At 70.5% G+C, this 19055-nt stretch carries 12 protein-coding genes; 5 read left to right on the top strand and 7 right to left on the bottom strand.

All coding sequences use genetic code 11. From position 1 onward, the window contains the following. Positions 1–2055: PE family protein (locus tag AC5Y43_RS20335; protein WP_499975371.1), on the bottom strand; the 2055-nt coding region annotated here is incomplete at its 3' end. A gap of 289 nt (positions 2056–2344) precedes the next feature. Beyond that, on the bottom strand, positions 2345–2704 hold the full coding sequence (locus AC5Y43_RS20330) for a hypothetical protein (protein ID WP_499975399.1): 360 nt from the start codon (positions 2702–2704) through the stop codon (positions 2345–2347). Between the two features lie 82 nt (positions 2705–2786). Between AC5Y43_RS20330 and AC5Y43_RS20325 the strand changes: the two genes are divergently transcribed. Further along, positions 2787–6209, top strand: a complete 3423-nt coding sequence (locus AC5Y43_RS20325) for a TM0106 family RecB-like putative nuclease (RefSeq protein ID WP_499975370.1) — start codon at positions 2787–2789, stop codon at positions 6207–6209. Here the strand turns inward: AC5Y43_RS20325 and AC5Y43_RS20320 are convergent. Beyond that, positions 6168–7718: an MFS transporter gene (locus tag AC5Y43_RS20320; protein ID WP_499975368.1), complete on the bottom strand. Its 1551-nt coding sequence runs from the start codon at positions 7716–7718 to the stop codon at positions 6168–6170. The two genes, AC5Y43_RS20325 and AC5Y43_RS20320, sit on opposite strands and share 42 nt — an antisense overlap. 101 nt (positions 7719–7819) lie before the next feature. On the opposite strand from AC5Y43_RS20320, the gene AC5Y43_RS20315 reads away from it, so the two are divergent. Together AC5Y43_RS20315 and AC5Y43_RS20310 are read left to right on the top strand one after the other, a co-directional pair. Beyond that, positions 7820–8575 carry a hypothetical protein gene (locus AC5Y43_RS20315; RefSeq protein WP_499975367.1) on the top strand — a complete coding sequence of 252 codons (756 nt, stop codon included), beginning with the start codon at positions 7820–7822 and terminating at the stop codon, positions 8573–8575. Positions 8576–8778: 203 nt separating this feature from the next. Further along, entirely contained in the window at positions 8779–12450 is a 3672-nt protein-coding gene (locus tag AC5Y43_RS20310; protein WP_499975397.1) for a multifunctional oxoglutarate decarboxylase/oxoglutarate dehydrogenase thiamine pyrophosphate-binding subunit/dihydrolipoyllysine-residue succinyltransferase subunit, read from the top strand. Here AC5Y43_RS20310 and AC5Y43_RS20305 read toward each other — a convergent pair. Next, positions 12447–13667, bottom strand: a complete 1221-nt coding sequence (locus AC5Y43_RS20305) for a class I SAM-dependent methyltransferase (protein WP_499975366.1) — start codon at positions 13665–13667, stop codon at positions 12447–12449. The two genes, AC5Y43_RS20310 and AC5Y43_RS20305, sit on opposite strands and share 4 nt — an antisense overlap. A 157-nt stretch (positions 13668–13824) precedes the next feature. On the opposite strand from AC5Y43_RS20305, the gene AC5Y43_RS20300 reads away from it, so the two are divergent. Further along, on the top strand, positions 13825–14652 hold the full coding sequence (locus tag AC5Y43_RS20300; protein ID WP_499975364.1) for an SDR family NAD(P)-dependent oxidoreductase: 828 nt from the start codon (positions 13825–13827) through the stop codon (positions 14650–14652). An 84-nt stretch (positions 14653–14736) separates the two neighbouring features. Here AC5Y43_RS20300 and AC5Y43_RS20295 read toward each other — a convergent pair whose 3' ends face one another. The 3 genes from AC5Y43_RS20295 to AC5Y43_RS20285 are packed head-to-tail and all read right to left on the bottom strand — an operon-like array spanning position 14737 to position 17770. Further along, positions 14737–15567 (bottom strand): glycine betaine ABC transporter substrate-binding protein, encoded by an 831-nt coding sequence (locus tag AC5Y43_RS20295; RefSeq protein ID WP_499975362.1) that lies wholly within the window; start codon positions 15565–15567, stop codon positions 14737–14739. After that, positions 15564–16736, bottom strand: coding sequence for an NAD(P)-dependent malic enzyme (locus tag AC5Y43_RS20290; RefSeq protein WP_499975360.1), 1173 nt, complete (start codon positions 16734–16736; stop codon positions 15564–15566). The genes AC5Y43_RS20295 and AC5Y43_RS20290 overlap by 4 nt, the downstream gene beginning before the upstream one ends. A gap of 44 nt (positions 16737–16780) precedes the next feature. Further along, complete coding sequence (locus AC5Y43_RS20285; protein ID WP_499975358.1) at positions 16781–17770, bottom strand: malate dehydrogenase; 990 nt, start codon at positions 17768–17770, stop codon at positions 16781–16783. 105 nt (positions 17771–17875) lie between these two features. Here AC5Y43_RS20285 and corA point away from each other — a divergent pair, with 105 nt between their 5' ends. Next, the gene (gene corA, locus AC5Y43_RS20280) at positions 17876–18982 is read left to right on the top strand and encodes a magnesium/cobalt transporter CorA (RefSeq protein ID WP_499975356.1); all 1107 of its coding nucleotides are present in this window, start codon (positions 17876–17878) and stop codon (positions 18980–18982) included. Positions 18983–19055: the final 73 nt, after the last annotated feature.

Here is a 19055-nt window from a genome sequence, read left to right as displayed (position 1 = left end):
GCCGCCCTGACCGCCAGCCACTCCCGCGTTGAGGGTGTTGTCCGTGCCGGCCCCACCCTGGCCACCGACTCCGCCGGTGCCGCCGGTGCCGCCCTGACCGCCAACGCCCAGCTGCCCGGCCGTACCGCCATGGGCGTTACCGGCCGCCCCGCCCTGACCGCCCTGGCCACCGGCGCCTCCGTCGGCGCCCTGAACACCCTGACCGCCACCAGTCGCGCCGATGCTGCCCAGGCCACCACCGCCCCCGGTGCCGCCCAGCCCGCCCTGGCCACCACTTCCCGCGGTGCCCGAGGCGGCCGTGCCGCCAAACCCGCTACCGCCGGTGCCGGCGTCGCCGCCGGTGCCGCCCGTGCCCCCGATGCCGCCGGCGCCGCCGGCCACGCCGGCGTTGAGGGTGTTGTCGGTGCCGGCCCCACCCTGGCCACCGACTCCGCCGGTGCCGCCGGTGCCGCCCTGACCGCCGACACCCTGATGCCCCCCGCTCCCGCTGCCGGCCGCCCCGCCTTGACCGCCCTGACCGCCGGCCCCGCCGTCGGCGCCCTGCACACCCTGACCGCCACCGGCCGCACCCACCGCGCCTTGGCCGCCGCCACCACCGGTGCCGCCCTGACCGCCTTGGCCGCCATTGCCGGCGACGCCCGCCGCGCCCGCGGTCCCAGCCGTGGCGCCCAGCCCGGCCGCGCCACCGCTACCGGCACCTCCGCCTGTGCCGCCTGTGCCGCCGATACCGCCCTGACCCCCGGCCACGCCGGCGTTGAGGGTGTTGTCGGTTCCGGCACCACCCTGGCCGCCGCCGCCGCCCGTGCCACCTTGACCGCCGGCCCCGCCCGAGCCCGCGATGCCCCCGGCCGATCCACCGCCCTGCCCGCCGGTGCCGCCGGCCCCACCGGCCAGACCGCTGCCGCCCTGACCACCACCGGCCGCGCCCAGCGCACCAACGTCACCGGCCCCGCCGGTCCCACCAGCCCCGCCGGTCCCGCCCGAGCCGTAGACGCCCGCGGCACCCGCGCTGCCTAAAGAGCCGCCCGAGCCGCCGGCTCCGCCTGCGCCCGCGTCGCCACCGATGCCGCCCTGCCCGCCGGTGCCGCCGGCCAGACCATGCCCGACGCCGCTGCCGCCGGTCCCGCCCATGCCACCAACTCCGCCGGCGCCACCGAGACCGCCGGTGCCGCCCGAGCCCAACAGCCCACCCGTGCCGAACATGCCCGCGTCCGCACCGCCGCTGCCCCCGGCGCCGCCGAGCCCGCCACCGGCTCCGGTTCCGCCCAGCCCGCCGACCCCACCGGTGGTGCCAATACCGCCGGTACCCCCGGCGCCGCCGGCCCCGCCGGCCCCGCCGGACCAGCCCATCATCGCCCGGTCGATGCCCCCGGTGCCGCCCACACCCCCGGCGCCCCCGGCAGCGCCGGCAAGGCCTTCACCCCCGGCACCGCCGGCGCCGCCGGTACCACCGTTGCCACCCAACAACCCGCCGGCACCGCCCATGCCGCCTGCCCCGCCGGACCCGCCGTTGACACCGGCGCCGCCGGCGCCGCCGGTACCGCCGGTACCGAACAAGCCCGCCGCGCCGCCGGCCCCACCGGCCTGGCCGGCCCCACCCGAGCCGCCGTTTCCGCCATTCCCCCACAACATCCCGCCGGGACCACCGGCCTGGCCAGTGCCGGCTGCCCCGTCGGTGCCATTACCGATCAGCGGGCGCCCCAGCAGCAGGTTCGTGGGTGCGTTGATCGCGCCCAGAATGTCGTCCTGCAGCGTTTGCAACGGCGAGACGTTCGCCGCCTCGGCGAAGCCGTAGGCAGCGCCCGCACCCGTCAGCGTCTGCACGAACTGTTCATGGAACGCCGTGGCCTGCGCAGAAAGAGCCTGAAAATCCTGGCCGTACGTGCCGAACAACGTCGCGATCGCTGCCGACACCTCGTCCTTGGCCGCCGCCAGCACCTGCGTCGTTGACCCCGCCGCCGCCAAATTGGCCGACCGCACCGCCGACCCGATCCCGGTCAAATCCGCGGCCGCCGCCGCCACCGACTCGGGTGTTGCGATGACAAACGACGCCATCTCGGGCCCCCGTTCCCTGGGCTGCACGACCTGTATTAGCTCCGGGACTGTACGCGCATAGCACATGGCGTTTCCGGTTTCGGGCAAATCTCCCAATTCGTTTTATTTTCAAAAGAACACTCCTGAGACCATCGTGGCTGACGCGGCGGGAGGGACATATGTGCCGGTTTGCGGAGACCCTTAGACGAGGGAACGCGCGGATGGCAGGGCGTCAGTCGGCTAAACGCCGATTTCGCTTGGTTGACGGTACTGCAAATTTCTGCGCGGCCGCGTCGCCCAGCAAATCGCGTCAGCCGCTGACCACGAGCGGAAGCGAGATCACCCCGGGCCCGCCGGCCACGACGATCACCCAGCGGCCGTCGTCGGGCAGGGTGACCTCGACCGGGAAGAATGCGAAGCCGATCTCGCCGACGGTGGCTTGTTCGGGCATCTCGTACACGACGCGCATGGGCTCGTCGCCGGCCGGGGGCCAGATCTCGACGTGCACGCGCTGATCGGATTCGCCGGCCTCCGACTGGGTCAGCACCACGAGCAGGAAGGTCGCCCACCGGTCGGGGCCGACCACGTACCGGGACAGCACGCCGCCGCTCACGCAGAGTTTGTTGTCCACCACCCAGGCCGCTTCGGCGAGAAAAGCCCCGGTGACGATCACCTGGCCAAAGCTACCTCCCGTTGGGGGCGTGGCGCGCGGCCGCCCGTCGGCGTCGGACGTCCCGCCTACAGTTGCGGCTGTGTTCGTCACCGGCGACAGCGTCGTCTACAGCGCGACGGATCTCGCGGGCGCGGCGCGCTGCGAGTACGCGCTGCTGCGCGATTTCGACGCGAAACTCGGCTGGGGGCCCGCGGTGTCCGTCGAGGACGAGCTGCTGGCGCGGACGTCGGCGCTGGGCACCGAGCACGAGCGGCGCCGGCTGGAAAAGCTGCGCGACGAGTTCGGCGACGGCGTTGCGATCATCGAGCGCCCCGCCTACACGCTCGCCGGGCTGACGGCCGCCGCCGAGGCGACGCGGCGCGCGATCGCCAACGGTGCGCCGGTCGTGTACCAGGCCGCGATGTTCGACGGCCGCTTCGTCGGGTTCGCCGACTTCCTGGTGCGCGACGGCGAGCGCTATCGCGTCACCGACACCAAACTCGCGCGCTCGCCCAAGGTCACCGCACTGCTACAGCTGGCCGCCTACGCCGACGCGCTGGCCGCCTCGGGTGTCCCGGTGGCGCCGGAGGCCGAGCTGGAACTGGGCGACGGCACCGTCGTGCCCTACCGCGTCGCCGACCTGATCCCGGTCTACCGCTCCCAGCGCGCGCTGCTGCAGCGCCTGCTCGACGAGCACTACGCGGCGGGCGCCCCGGTGCGCTGGGACGACCAGGGCGTCAACGCGTGCATGCGCTGTCCGTTGTGCACCGAGCAGGTCCGCGCCACCGACGACCTGCTGCTGGTCGCCGGCATGCGAATCTCCCAGCGCGACACGCTCATCGAAGCCGGGATCACCACGGTCACCGAGCTGGCCGAACAGGAGCTGTCCGGAGCGTTGGGCAAACTCGCCCAACAGGCCAAACTGCAAGTGCACCAACGCGACACCGGCGTCCCGCGGTACGAGGTCGTCGACCCGCAGCCGCTGGCCCTACTGCCCGAGCCGAACCCCGGCGACCTGTTCTTCGACTTCGAGGGCGACCCGCTGTGGACGGCCGACGGGCACGACTGGGGCCTGGAATACCTGTTCGGCGTCCTGGGTGTCGGCGGCGACTTCCACCCGCTGTGGGCGCACGACCGGGCCGAGGAGCGCAAGGCGCTCATCGACTTCCTGGCGCTGGTGAACAAGCGCCGCCGGCGCTATCCCCACATGCACATCTACCACTACGCGCCCTACGAGAAGACCGCGCTGCTGCGGCTGGCCGGGCGCTACGGTGTGGGCGAGGACGACGTGGACGAGCTGCTGCGCAGCGGGACGCTGGTCGACCTGTATCCGTTGGTGCGCAAGAGCATTCGGACGGGTGCGGAGTCGTTCGGCCTCAAGGCGCTCGAACCGCTCTACATGGGTGCCCAGCTGCGTGCCGGCGAGGTCACCACGGCCGCCGACTCCATCACCTCCTACGCCCGCTACTGCGAGCTGCAGGCCGCCGGCCGGCCCGACGACGCAGCATCGGTGCTCAAGGAAATCGAGGACTACAACCACTACGACTGCCGCTCGACCCGCGAGCTGCGCAACTGGCTGATGCTGCGTGCCTACGAGTCCGGCGTGGTGCCCGTTGGCGCCCAACCGGTTCCGGACGGCAACATCGTCGAGGACCGCGACCGGCTGGCCGCGACGCTGGCGGCGTTCGCCGGCGACGCGGGCGTCGGTGACCGCACGCCCGAGCAGATCGCGGTGGCGCTGGTGTCGGCCGCGCGGGGCTACCACCGGCGCGAGGACAAGCCGTTCTGGTGGGCGCATTTCGACCGGCTGAACTTCCCCGTCGAGGAATGGTCCGACGACACCGACGTCTTCCTCGCCGAAGCGGCGTCGCTCGAAACCGACTGGCACACCCCGCCCCGCGCGCGCAAGGCGCGCCGCGAGGTGCGGCTGCGCGGGGAGCTGGCGCGCGGCGACCTGGCCAGGGACGTCTTCGCGCTCTACGAACCCCCGGCCCCGCCCGGCATGGCCGACAACCCCGACCGGCGTGCGGCCGGGCGCGCCGAGGTGATAGGCGTCGACGATCCGGCGGTGCCCACCGGGGTCGTGATCTGCGAACGAGTCGGCAACGACGGCAACACCTTTCACCAACTACCGTTCGCCCTCACCCCCGGGCCGCCCATCCCGACGACGGCGCTGCGGGACTCGATCGAGGCGACGGCCGCCGCCGTGGCCGACGGGCTGCCGCGGCTGCCGGACACCGCCGTCGTCGACATCCTGTTGCGCCGCGCGCCGCGCACCCGCAGCGGGGCCGCGCTGCCACGCAGCGCCGACGTCGTGGCCGACATGACCGCCGCCGCAGCCGATTTGGACTCGTCGTACCTCGCGGTGCACGGCCCGCCCGGCACCGGCAAGACCCACACCGCCGCCCGGGTGATCAAGAGCTTGGTCACCGAGCGCGGCTGGCGAGTCGGCGTGGTGGCGCAATCGCATGCCACGGTGGAGAACCTGCTGGACTGCGTGATCGACGCCGGGCTGGATCCCGCCCGGGTCGCCAAGAAGCCCCACCACCGCGACGCCCCGCGCTGGCAGGAGATCGACGGCGGCCAGTACGCGGCGTTCATCGCGGATCATCCCGGCTGCGTGATCGGCGGCACGGCATGGGATTTCGCCAACGCCAACCGGATAACCCCGGGCAGCCTGGACCTGCTGGTGATCGACGAGGCGGGCCAGTTCTGCCTGGCCAACACCATCGCCGTGGCGCCGGCGGCGACCAACCTGTTGCTGCTCGGCGACCCCCGGCAGCTGCCGCAGGTCAGCCAGGGCACCCATCCCGAGCCCGTCGACACGTCGGCGCTGGACTGGCTGGTCGACGGCGCGCGCACGCTGCCCGACGAGCGCGGCTACTTCCTGAACCTGTCTTACCGCATGCACCCGGCGGTGTGCGCCGCGGTGTCCGCGCTGTCCTACGAGGGCCGCCTGCGCGCCCACGACTGCGCCGCGGCGCGCCGTCTCGACGGGTACGCCCCCGGGGTGCACGTGAGTTCGGTTGCCCATCAGGGAAATTCGACGGAGAGCCCGGAGGAGGCCGAGGCGATCGCCGAACAGATCGGGCGGCTGCTCGGCCGGGCGTGGACCGACGAACGCGGCACCCGTCCGCTGGCCGCGGCCGACGTGCTGGTGCTGGCGCCCTACAACGCCCAGGTGACGCTGATCCGCGGGCGGCTGGACTCCGCGGGGCTCGACGCGGTGCGGGTCGGCACCGTCGACAAGTTCCAGGGCGGCCAGGCGCCGGTCGTGTTCGTGTCGATGACGGCGTCGTCCATCGACGACGTGCCGCGCGGAATCTCGTTCCTGCTCAACAGGAATCGGCTCAACGTCGCGGTCAGCCGGGCGCAATACGCGGCGGTGATCGTGCGCTCGCAGCTGCTGACCGAGTACCTGCCCGGCACGCCCGCGGGCCTGATCGACCTCGGCGCGTTCCTGGCGCTCACCGAAACCGCGTCAGACGCGCGGCGCGCCGGCGTCGTGTTCGCGGACCAGTAGGAACTCGACGTAGTCGTCGTAGTCGTCAGATTCCGAGCCGTCTGAGCCGTCCAAGTCCTCCACCGGGCCGGCGGCCCCAACGAACCCCACCAGAAACAGCGCGGCCACAATCCCGAACAACGCGATGAACGCCGGCAACAACACCGACTGCGCCATCGCGGCCGAAAACGGCTCGCGCAGAAACGACGGCAGCTGCAGTCCGACGGCACCCTCAGAGGCCGAAACCCCCGCGGGCATCTCCGCCCCGATCCGCGACGTCATGAACGCGGCCATCCCCGCGCTGCCGAGCACCGCCCCGAGCTGGCGGACCGAGTTGTACACGGCCGACCCCGCACCCGCCAGGGATGGCGGCAGGTTGCGGGTGGCGGTGGCCGTCAGCGGCGACCACACGAACGCCATCCCGGCGCCCACCGCGAAGAACGGCGGCACCAGCCGCCAGATGGGCGTCGTCGGCGACATCTCGAACGACAACCACGTCAGCGCGATCGCCAGCACCGAGAAGCCGAACCCGAGCACGGGCCGCGGATGGTAGCGGTCGACCAGCTTGCCGACGAACGGCGCGAGCACCCCATTGGCCACCGCCATCGGCGCGATCAGCAGCGCAGAGCGCGTCGGCGACAGCCCGCAGACCCCCTGCGCGTAGAAGGTCAGCGGCAGCATGATCGCCGTCGCCGCGAACGACACGATGGCCACCCCGGCGTTGCACAGGCCGAAGTCGCGGTCGGCGAAGATCGCCAGCGGGATCAGCGGCTCGCCGGTGTTCACCGACTGCCAGTAGACGAACGCCGTGACGAACCCGACGCCGGCGACGATCATCGCCCAGATCCACGGCTGCCAGTGCGCGGCCTGCCCCTGCTGCAGGCCGAACACGATCAAGAACACGCCCACCCCGGACAGCGCGACGCCGAGCAGGTCGAACCGGTGGGCCTGGGTGGGCAGCACCGGCACCAGCCGCACCGCCAGCGCCAGCCCGAGCACGCCGATCGGGACGTTGACGAAGAAGATCCACTGCCAGCCCAGCCCGTCGACCAGAGCGCCGCCGGCCAGCGGGCCCACCAGGCTGGCGACGCCGGCGGTGGCGCCCCACAGGCTCACGGCGACGCCGCGGCGGGCCGCCGGGAAGATCCGGGTGATCGTCGACAGGGTCTGCGGGGTGAGCACCCCGGCGCCGACGCCCTGCACCACCCGCGCGGCGATCAGCATGGCCGCGCTGCCCGACAGCCCGCACCACATCGAGGCCACGGTGAACACCACCAGGCCGATCAGGTAGAGATTCTTGGGCCCGAACCGGTCCCCGAGGCGCCCGGCCACCAGCAGGACCACCGCGTAGCCCAGCAGGTAGGCGCTGGTCACCCAGACCACGGCGTCGTAGCCGATGCGCAGGTCGGCCATGATCGTCGGGTTGGCGATCGCGACGATGGTCGAGTCGACCATGATCATGAAAAAGCCGATCATCATCGCCCACAGCGCGTGCCAGGGGTTGTCCGACCGGGACGTCGCCCACGTCATGTCCCCACCTCGCTTCGCTCCCGAACCCTGACCGCATTATTGCGGGTGGGCCAACGGGCGGCGCGTTAGCCTGAAGGGACGAAATTGGCAGGAGAGACAATATGCGGGCCCGACGGAACAGAGCCTCACATATCTCAGAGCCGGACGACGGCGGCCGGCCCAAGGCGTCGGCGCGGGCGTTGGCGCAGGTCATCGAGCGCAGCACCCGGGTCCACGGCCCCGCCGCGCAGGCGTATGTGGCGCGGCTGCGACGGGCGCACCCTGGCGCCAGCCCCGCCCAGATCGACGCCAAGCTGGAAAAGCGCTTCCTGGCCGCGCTGACGGCCAGTGGCGCCGCCGTCGGGTCGGCCGCGACGTTCCCGGGGGTCGGCACGCTGACGGCGGTGTCGGCCGGCGCCGGGGAGACCGTCTTCTTCATCGAGGCCACCGCGCTGTTCGTGCTGGCGAAGGCCGTGGTCTACAACGTCCCGGCCGACCACCGGGAACGCCGCCGCGCGCTGGTGCTGTCCGTCCTGGTCGGCGACGACAGCAAGCGCGCCATCGGCGAGCTGATCGGCCCGGGCCGCACCAATGGCGGCTGGCTGGCCGAGGGCATGGCGTCGGTGCCATTGCCGACGCTGTCGCGGCTGAACAACCGCATGCTGCGCTACTTCGTCAAGCGGTACACGGTGCGCAAGGGGGCGCTGATGTTCGGCAAGCTGTTGCCGGTCGGCATCGGCGCCGTCGTCGGGGGTGCCGGCAATCGGATGGCGGGCAAGAAGATCGTCCGCAACGCCCGCGACGCGTTCGGCGCGCCGCCGGCCCGCTGGCCGGGCGCGTTGCGGTTGCTGCCGCCGCCGGTCCACGGGGTGGGCTGACCCTTACCTCCGCGCCGAGACTGCACTCAGAGCGTCCCTGACCGGGTGAAACGCGATCTCTACGCAGACTCGATCGCCCGACATTCCCCGCGAACGGCTAGCCTTTATTGGGGCGGAATCGTTCCAGGACCACAGAATTGAGGCGAACAGCGGCCGTGAGCAACTTTTCTCCATTCGGGCAAAACGAATGGCTGGTCGAGGAGATGTATCGCAAGTTCCGCGATGACCCCTCGTCGGTGGACCCGAGCTGGCACGAGTTCCTGGTCGACTACAACCCCGGGCCGACGACGGACGCGGCCCCGGGCGACGGGCAGGCCGCCCCCACTCCCGCGCCAGAGCCGGCGAAGCCCGCGGAGCCGACGCCCCCGGCCGGCAACGGCGCCCCCGCCAAGCCGGCAGAGACCAAAGAGGCCAAAGAGGCCCCCGCAGCAGCCCCGCCCAAAGCGACGCCGAAGCCCGCCGCTCCCCCGCCCGCCGAGGGCGACGAGGTGCAGGTGCTGCGCGGCGCGGCCGCCGCCGTCGTCAAGAACATGTCCGCGTCGCTGGCGCTGCCCACGGCGACCAGCGTCCGGGCCGTCCCGGCCAAGCTGCTGATCGACAACCGCATCGTCATCAACAACCAACTCAAGCGCACCCGCGGCGGCAAGATCTCGTTCACCCACATCCTCGGCTACGCGCTGGTGCAGGCGATCAAGCAGTTCCCGAACATGAACCGCCACTACGCCGAGATCGACGGCAAGCCGAATGCGGTCACCCCGGCGCACACCAATCTCGGGCTGGCGATCGACCTGCAGGGCAAGGACGGCAAGCGCGCGCTGGTGGTGGCCGGCATCAAGCGCTGCGAGGCCATGCGCTTCGCGCAGTTCGTCACCGCGTACGAAGACATCGTCCGCCGGGCGCGTGACGGCAAGCTGACCGCCGAAGACTTTGCGGGCGTGACGATTTCGCTGACCAACCCCGGCACCATCGGCACCGTGCACTCGGTGCCCCGGCTGATGGCCGGGCAGGGCGCCATCATCGGCGTCGGCGCCATGGAGTACCCCGCCGAATACCAGGGGGCCAGCGAGGAGCGCATCGCCGAGTTGGGCATCGGCAAGCTGATCACCCTGACGTCGACCTACGACCACCGCATCATCCAGGGCGCGGAGTCCGGCGACTTCCTGCGCGTCATCCACGAGATGCTGCTCTCGGACACCTTCTGGGACGAGATCTTCCGCGAGCTGTCCATCCCGTACCTGCCGGTGCGCTGGAGCACCGACAACCCGGACTCGATCGTCGACAAGAACGCCCGGGTCATGGAACTCATCGCGGCGTACCGCAACCGCGGGCACCTGATGGCCGACATCGACCCGCTGCGCCTGGACGGCACCCGGTTCCGCAGCCACCCCGACCTCGAGATCCTCAACCACGGCCTGACGCTGTGGGACCTCGACCGCGTCTTCAAGGTCAACGGCTTCGCCGGCGCCGAGTACAAGAAGCTGCGCGACGTGCTGGGGCTGCTGCGCGACGCCTACTGCCGCCACATCGGCGTGGAGTACACCCACATCCTCGAGCCCGAGCAGCAGGAGTGGCTGCAGCACCGCGTCGAGACCAAGCACGTCAAACCCACTGTGGCCGAACAGAAGTTCATCCTGAGCAAGCTGAACGCCGCCGAGGCCTTCGAAACGTTCTTGCAGACCAAATACGTTGGGCAGAAACGCTTTTCGCTGGAGGGTGCGGAAAGCGTGATCCCGATGATGGACGCGGCGATCGACCAGTGCGCCGAGTACGGCCTCGACGAGGTGGTCATCGGGATGCCGCACCGCGGCCGGCTCAACGTGCTGGCCAACATCGTCGGCAAGCCGTACTCGCAGATCTTCAGTGAGTTCGAGGGCAACCTCAACCCGTCGCAGGCCCACGGCTCCGGCGACGTCAAGTACCACCTCGGCGCCACCGGGGTGTACCTGCAGATGTTCGGCGACAACGACATTCAGGTGTCGCTGACCGCGAACCCGTCGCATCTGGAGGCCGTCGACCCGGTAATGGAGGGCCTGGTGCGGGCCAAGCAGGACCTGCTGAACCGCGGCGCCGAGGACCACGGCGACGAGAAGGCCTTCTCCGTGGTGCCGATGATGATGCACGGCGACGCCGCCTTCGCCGGCCAGGGGGTGGTGGCCGAGACGCTGAACCTGGCCAACCTGCCGGGCTACCGCGTCGGCGGAACGATTCACCTCATCGTCAACAACCAGATCGGCTTCACCACCGCGCCGGAGTACTCGCGGTCCAGCGAGTACTGCACCGATGTCGCGAAAATGGTTGGGGCGCCGATCTTTCACGTCAACGGCGACGACCCGGAAGCCTGCGTGTGGGTGGCCCAGCTGGCCGTCGACTTCCGGCAGCGGTTCAAGAAGGACGTCGTCATCGACATGCTGTGCTACCGCCGCCGCGGCCACAACGAGGGCGACGACCCGTCGATGACCAACCCGTACATGTACGACGTCGTCGACACCAAGCGCGGGGCCCGCAAGAGCTACACCGAGGCCCTGATCGGCCGCGGTGACATCTCGCTGAAGGAGGCCGAGGACGCCCTGCGCGACTACCAGGGCCAGCTGGAGCGGGTGTTCAACGAGGTCCGTGAGCTGGAAAAGCACGGCGTGCAGCCCAGCGAGTCGGTCGAGGCCGACCAGCAGGTTCCGGCGGGACTGTCGACGGCCGTGGACAAGTCGCTGCTGGCCCGCATCGGCGACGCGTTCCTCGACGTGCCCGACGGGTTCACCGTGCACCCGCGCGTGCAGCCGGTGCTCGACCGGCGCCGGGAGATGGCCTACGAGGGCAAGATCGACTGGGCGTTCGGTGAATTGCTGGCGCTGGGTTCGCTGGTGTCCGAGGGCAAGCTGGTGCGGCTGTCGGGGCAGGACACCAGGCGCGGCACCTTCTCCCAACGGCATTCGGTGATCATCGACCGCAACACCGGCGCGGAGTTCACCCCGCTGCAGCTGCTGGCGACCAACCTCGACGGCAGCCCCACCGGAGGTAAGTTCCTGGTCTACGACTCGCCGCTGTCGGAGTACGCCGCCGTCGGCTTCGAGTACGGCTACACCGTGGGCAACCCGGACGCACTTGTGTTGTGGGAGGCCCAATTCGGCGACTTCGTCAACGGCGCGCAGTCGATCATCGACGAGTTCATCAGCTCCGGCGAGGCCAAGTGGGGCCAGCTGTCCAACGTGGTGCTGCTGCTGCCGCACGGGCACGAGGGCCAGGGCCCCGACCACACCTCGGCCCGCATCGAGCGCTTCCTGCAGCTGTGGGCCGAGGGTTCGATGACGGTCGCGATGCCCTCGACGCCGTCCAACTACTTCCACCTGCTGCGCCGCCACGCCATGGACGGCATCCAGCGCCCGCTGATCGTGTTCACGCCGAAGTCCATGCTGCGCAACAAGGCCGTGGTCAGCGACATCAAGGACTTCACCGAGATCAAGTTCCGCTCGGTGCTCGAGGAGCCCGCCTACGAGGACGGCATCGGCGACCGGAGCAAGGTCCGGCGGATCCTGTTGACCAGCGGCAAGATCTACTACGAGCTGGCCGCCCGCAAGGCCAAGGACAACCGTGAGGACGTCGCGATCGTGCGCATCGAGCAGCTCGCCCCGCTGCCCAAGCGCCGGCTCAACGAGACGCTGGACCGCTACCCGGGCGCCGAGGAGTTCTTCTGGGTCCAGGAGGAGCCGGCCAACCAGGGCGCCTGGCCGCGGTTCGGCCTCGAGCTGCCGGAGCTGTTGCCCGACAAGCTGGTTGGGCTCAAGCGCATCTCGCGCCGGGCGATGTCGGCGCCGTCGTCAGGTTCGTCGAAGGTGCACGCCGTCGAGCAGCAGGAGATCCTCGACACGGCGTTCCGCTAAACGGCCGGCAGCCCCATCGCGAGGAAGTCCAGCCGCCACAGCGACTGAAACAGCTTGCGGGCGAACCCAGCTACGTCGGCCAGGCCGGCCTGCGGCGACGCGCCGCTTAAAGCCACGGCTTCGGCGATCTCGCGGATCGTGCGGCGGCCGTCGACGTGTTGCACGAACGGCAGTTGCGCCGCGTTGAGCGCCATGCGCCAATCCACGCGGAAGATCTCGCTGCCGGACAGCCCGCAGCGCATGCGATACATCGGCACGTAGTCCAGACAGCCATCGGCCGAAAAGTCAATCGTGTAGCTCTCTTTCGGCCGCTCGGGGCGGCACGCCATGAAGAAGTGACAGCCGGCGAACGTGTGCACCCGCTCCATCACCGACCAGATCTGGCGCTCCGGCAACGCATTCACGGCGCGGTTGAGGCCGGTCCCCGGCGCGAACGAATCATGCGGGTAATACGGCGCATTGAGCAGCCAGCCCTGGAAAACCAGTCCGGCCGAGGTGACCAGGTCGATGCAGTCGTCGACGTCGTAGCTGCGGTCGCGGCCGTGCAGGAAGGTGTCGACGACGGCGCCGTCGTAGCGCAGCTCGGCTCCCTCGATCCGCAGGTAGCTCTGGATGTGATGATCCGCCGGCAGCAGCGCCATCAGCTCTTTGACGATCTCCACCGACGCCTCGTCCTGGCGCAGCCCCAGGTCGCGAAAGATCGATTGCAGCATCTCCACGCCCACGCGCCCGTATTTGGCGTAGAGCGTCAGCCCGATCGCGCCGTCCTTGCGCAAACACGAGCCGAGCGCCTTCATCCCCACCAACGGATCGGCCATGTGGTGCAGGACGCCGGTCGAGACGATCAGATCGAAGTCCAGGCCCAGCGAACCCACTTCCTCGATCGGCAGCAGGTGCAGCTCCAGGTTCCACAGGCCGTGCTTGTCCTTGAGGTATTGCTGGTGGTCCAGTGACGGCCGGCTGATGTCGATGCCCACCACCTTCGCACCGGGGTTCCGGTGCGCGAAGACCGCCGCCTGGTTGGTGCCGCAGCCCGCGATGAGGATGTCGAGGTCGGGCTGGTAATCCCGGTCCGGCCACAGGTTTCGGTGAAAGTGCATGGGGTCGTACCAGTGCCAGATGCCGTCGGGCAGCTGCGTGAGGTCCGTGATGGGCTGCGGGTAGCGCCACCGCTCGTACTGTTGGGAGACGACGTCGGCGCGTGGATCTTGTTTCATTGCAGCGCAGCCTCCAGGGGTCGGATCGCCGGACGCTCCGAAGCATCCCAGATCGGCCCGCCGCCGGGCGGGAATATCGCCGACGCTCTCCCCCCTTGCGCCCGATACCCCGGGTACCGGCTAGCCTCGACGAGGACCGACCGACAGGAGGGCGCTCATGCAGGGGTTCGCGGGCAAGGTCGCGGTGGTCACCGGCGCGGGATCGGGCATCGGGCAGGCGCTGGCCATCGAATTGGGCCGCTCGGGCGCCAAGGTGGCGATCAGCGACGTCGACGCCGAAGGCCTGGCGCAGACCGAGGAGAAGCTGAAGGCGATCGGCGCGGACGTCAAAGCCGACCGGCTCAACGTCACCGAGCGCGAGGCCTTCCTGGCCTACGCCGACCAGGTCGCCGAGCACTTCGGCAAGGTCAACCAGATCTACAACAACGCCGGCATCGCGTTCACCGGCGACATCGAGGTCAGCCAGTTCAAGGACATCGAGCGGGTGATCGACGTCGACTTCTGGGGCGTCGTCAACGGCACCAAGGCATTCCTGCCGCACCTCATCGCCTCCGGCGACGGCCACGTCGTCAACGTCTCGAGCGTGTTCGGGCTGTTCTCGGTGCCGGGGCAGGCGGCCTACAACGCGGCCAAGTTCGCCGTGCGCGGCTTCACCGAGGCCCTGCGCCAGGAGATGGTGCTGGCCCACCACCCCGTCGCGGTGACCACGGTGCACCCCGGCGGCATCAAGACCGCGATCGCGCGCAACGCCACCGCCGCCGACGGCCTCGACCCCGAGCAACTGGCCAAGCTGTTCGACAAGCGGCTCGCCCGGACCAGCCCGGAAAAGGCCGCCAAGATCATCCTGGAGGCCGTCCGCAAGAAGAAGGCCCGGGTGCTCGTCGGCACCGACGCCAAGCTGCTGGACCTGATGGTGCGTATGGCGGGGCCTTACTATCAGCAGCTCTTCGGGCCCGTGATGGGCCGCCTGCTGCCGAAGACCTGACGCCCACCCTCTTCGCCGAGACTGCGCTCAGCGCGCCCAAAAGGCGTCGAAGCACGCTCTGGGCGCAGTTTCGATGCGCGAAACTCAGCGCCCCAGCGGGTGCTCGGCGAGCCACCCGCCGGCCACCGCCTGCGGGTCGGCGCCGGCGGCCACCTGCCGGCGCATGTCGGCCAGCGCCGCGGTGTCCAGCACGCCGGCCACCTCGTTGATCGCCAGCAGCTGCCGATCGCTCAGCGCGTTGCGCCGATACAGCGGCACCACGTTCTCCGCGCGGATCAGCGCGGGCTTGCCGTCGGCCAGCGCCACCAGGTCGGCGGGGCTGTCGGGGTCGGCGGTGGTGGTCCACCCCGCCGTCAGCGCGCCGGCCCGCACGGCGTCGAAAACCGCCGCGCCAGAACTAAATTCGCGCGGCACTAACCGGCAGGAGCCCACCGACGCGGGCGCGTCAAAACCGGCAACCGCCCCGACCGTCGACCCGTCGCAATGCTGCGCCAGCAAGCTCAGGTCGTGCCCGCCCCACGCGCGGGCGGTGGCCTGCGTGACCAGCAGCACGGGTTTGTCCTCGGCCGCGGTGGTGTAGTCGCCGGCCAGCACGCCCTCGGGCAGCGCCGCGATCATCGCGCGGTAGACCTGCGCGTCGCCCAACGCGGTCGAGCCGGGCTGCACGCGGGCCAGCGTGCGGCCGGTGAAGGCGGGGACGACGGTGACGGCGCCGGAGTCCAGCCCGGCGAGCGGGTCGGCGGCGGTCTCGGGCCGCGCCGGGAAACCGTAGGACCGCAGCGCCGCCGCGTAGACGCCGGCCAGCAGCGCCAACTCGGGCCGTGCGCCGACCACCAATTCCGCGGCGGGACGGCCCGATCCGCAGCCGGCCACCGCGAGCAGCGCGGCCAGCAGGGCTAAAACCAGCCTGCTCACACGGAGGCGTCGGCGGCGATCGCGACGGCGGCGGCGACCGCCTCCCCGACGCGCGCGTCCAGCGGGCTGGGCACGATCCGGTCGACGGCGAGGTCGTCGCTGACGACGGAGAAGATCGCCTCGGCCGCGGACACCATCATCTTCTCGGTGATCCGCCGCGCCCCGGCGTCCAGCGCGCCGCGGAACACGCCGGGGAACGCCAGCACGTTGTTGATCTGGTTGCAGAAGTCGCTGCGGCCGGTGGCGACGACGGCCGCGTACTTCGAAGCGACGTCGGGGTGGATCTCCGGGTCGGGGTTGCTCAGCGCGAACACGATCCCGCCGGGCGCCATGGTGGCGATCAGCTCCTCGGGCACCACGCCGCCCGACAGCCCGAGGAACACCTCGGCGCCCTCGAGCGCCTCGACCATTCCGCCGGTCAGCCCGTCGGGGTTCGTGCACCGGGCCAGGTCGGTCTTGACGACGTTCATGTCGTCGCGCCCGGCGTGCAGGATGCCGCGCGAGTCGAGCACCGTGATGTCCGAAACCCCCATCGTCAGAAGGAGTTTCGTGCATGCGACACCCGCGGCGCCGGCGCCGGAGACCACCACGCGCAGCGAGGACATGTCGCGGCCGAGCAGCTTGGAAGCGCCCATCAGGGCGGCCAGCACGACGATCGCGGTGCCGTGCTGGTCGTCGTGCATCACCGGGCAGTCCAGGGCCTCGATGGCGCGGCGCTCGATCTCGAAGCAGCGCGGGGCGGAGATGTCCTCGAGGTTGACCGCGCCGAACGTCGGCCGCAGCCGCACCAGGGTCTCGACGATCTCGTCGGGATCCTTGGTGTCCAGCACGATCGGGATCGCGTTCAGCCCGCCGTACGCCTGGAACAGGGCGCACTTGCCCTCCATCACCGGCAGCGACGCCTCGGGCCCGATGTCACCCAGCCCGAGCACGGCGCTGCCGTCGCTGACGACGGCCACCAGCCGGTTCGACCAGGTGTAGCGGGCGGCCAGGGTGCGATCGGCGGCGATCGCGCGGCTGACCTGCGCCACGCCCGGGGTGTAGGCGATCGACAGGGCGCGCTGGGTGTCCAGCGGGGACTGCAGCGCCACCGAGAGCTTGCCGCCTACGTGCGCCTCGAAGATCTCGTCGTCTCCGATGGCGACCTGTGGATGCGCGGTTTCTGGCACGGAATCAGGGTACTGACTACCGGTTAGTAGGCCTAATTTGCGCGTCAGATCAAGCCGAGCTCGGTGACGGCCTTGCGCTCGTCGGCCAGCTCGGCGGTCGACTTGTCGATGCGGCCGCGGGAGAACTCGTCGATCTCGAGCCCCTGCACGATCGACCAGTTGCCGTCCTTGGTGGTCACCGGGAACGACGAGATCAGACCCTCCGGCACGCCGTAGGAGCCGTCGGAGTAGACCGCCATCGACACCCAGTCGCCGGCCGGGCTGCCCAGCAGCCAGGAGCGGGCCGCGTCGATGGTCGCCGACGCGGCCGAGGCGGCCGAGGAGGCGCCGCGCGCGTCGATGATCGCCGCGCCGCGCTTGGCGACGGTCGGGATGAAGTCGTTCTCGATCCACGCCTGGTCGCCCACGGCCTCGGCGGCGTTCTTGCCGCCGACCTCGGCGTGGAAGATGTCGGGGTACTGGGTGGCCGAGTGGTTGCCCCAGATCGTCATCTTCTTGATGTCGGTGACCTTGGCGCCGGTCTTGCGCGCCAGCTGGGTGATCGCGCGGTTGTGGTCCAGGCGGGTCAGCGCCGAGAACCGCTCACGCGGGATGTCGGGGGCGTTGCTCATCGCGATCAGCGCGTTGGTGTTGGCCGGGTTGCCGGTCACGCCGACGCGCACGTCGTCGGCGGCCACCGAGTTGAGCGCCTTGCCCTGGGCGGTGAAGATCGCGCCGTTGGCCTCGAGCAGGTCGCCGCGCTCCATGCCCGGGCCGCGGGGGCGGGCGCCGACGAGCAGGGCGAGGTTCACGCCGTCGAAGATCTTGTTCGGGTCGGCGCCGATCTCGACGCCGGACAGCAGCGGGAAGGCGCAGTCGTCGAGCTCCATCACCACGCCCTCGAGCGCCTTGAGCGCGGGCTCGATCTCCAGCAGGCGCAGCTCGATCGGGCGGTCCGGGCCCAGCAGCGAGCCGCTGGCCAGGCGGAACAACAGGCTGTAGCCGATCTGGCCGGCGGCGCCGGTGACGGCAACCTTGAGAGGACTTGCGCTCACGTCGTCTTACTCCTTGTGGTTTTCGGATCAGCTCGAAACTAGCGCACCCGCGCCGCGTGCCGGATCGCGGTCCGCTACCAGGCCCGACGCGTAGCATGATGCACCGTGTTTCCCGGGTTCGACGCACTGCCGGAAGCGCTGCGACCGGTCGCCAAGCCGCGTCCCGTGCCCGACGCCCATCCCACTGACCCCGCTGCCCAGCCCGCGTTGGTCGACTGCGCCGTCTACGTCGACGGCCGGCGGCTGCCCGGCACCTTCGGCTACGCCGCGGCGCGCGGCAAGGTGCGCGAGATCGAGGCCACCGGAGGCCAGCAGGGATTCGTCTGGATCGGGCTGCACGAGCCCGACGAAACCCACATGCAGGAGGTGGCCGACGTCTTCGGCCTGCACCCGCTGGCCGTCGAGGACGCCGTGCACGCCCACCAGCGGCCCAAGCTGGAGCGCTACGACGACACGCTGTTCCTGGTGCTCAAGACCGTCAACTATGTGCCGCACGAGTCCGTCGCGCTGGCCCGCGAGATCGTCGAGACCGGCGAGGTGATGGTCTTCGTCGACAAGGATTTCGTGGTCACCGTCCGCCACGGCGAGCACGGCGGCCTGGCCGACGTGCGCAAGCACATGGAGGCCGACCCCGACCAGCTGCGGCTGGGCCCGGCCGCGGTGATGCACGCCATCGCCGACTGCGTGGTGGACCACTACCTCGAGGTGACCGGCCTGATGGAAAACGACATCGACGCCATCGAGGAGGTGGCGTTTTCGCCCGGCCGCAAGATCGACGTCGAACCGATCTACCTGCTCAAGCGCGAGGTCGTCGAGCTGCGCCGGTGCGTCAACCCGTTGGGCGTTGCGTTCGGGCGCATACAGACCGAGTACAAGGACCTCGTCTCGAAGGAGGTGCGGCGCTACTTCCGCGACGTCACCGACCACCACACCGAGGCGGCCGACCAGATCGCCAGCTACGACGACATGCTCAACTCGCTGGTGCAGGCCGCGCTGGCCCGCGTCGGCATGCAGCAGAACAACGACATGCGCAAGATGGCGGCCTGGGCCGGCATCCTGGCGGTTCCCACCATGGTGGCCGCCATCTACGGGATGAACTTTCATTTCATGCCGGAGCTGAACTGGACGTGGGGCTACCCGGCGGTGATGGCCGCCATGGCCGTGGTGTGCCTGGTGCTGTACTTCCAATTCCGCAACCGCAACTGGCTCTAGGCTCGCCGGCCCCTCCCCCCTTCGCCGAGCGCCCCCACCCGCCCCTCCCCCTTCGCCGAGCGTGAAACTGTGG

Source organism: Mycobacterium sp. NGS57, assembly GCF_059812405.1.
Note: the sequence above shows the minus strand (reverse complement) of the source record. Positions and strands in the feature narration are given on the sequence as shown.

Coding starts and splice junctions, on each gene's coding strand:
- AC5Y43_RS20320 (WP_499975368.1), bottom strand. CDS start 7,718: ATGACGTGGGCGACGTCCCGGTCGGACAACCCCTGGCACGCGCTGTGG.
- AC5Y43_RS20315 (WP_499975367.1), top strand. CDS start 7,820: ATGCGGGCCCGACGGAACAGAGCCTCACATATCTCAGAGCCGGACGAC.
- AC5Y43_RS20310 (WP_499975397.1), top strand. CDS start 8,779: ATGTATCGCAAGTTCCGCGATGACCCCTCGTCGGTGGACCCGAGCTGG.
- AC5Y43_RS20305 (WP_499975366.1), bottom strand. CDS start 13,667: ATGAAACAAGATCCACGCGCCGACGTCGTCTCCCAACAGTACGAGCGG.
- AC5Y43_RS20300 (WP_499975364.1), top strand. CDS start 13,825: ATGCAGGGGTTCGCGGGCAAGGTCGCGGTGGTCACCGGCGCGGGATCG.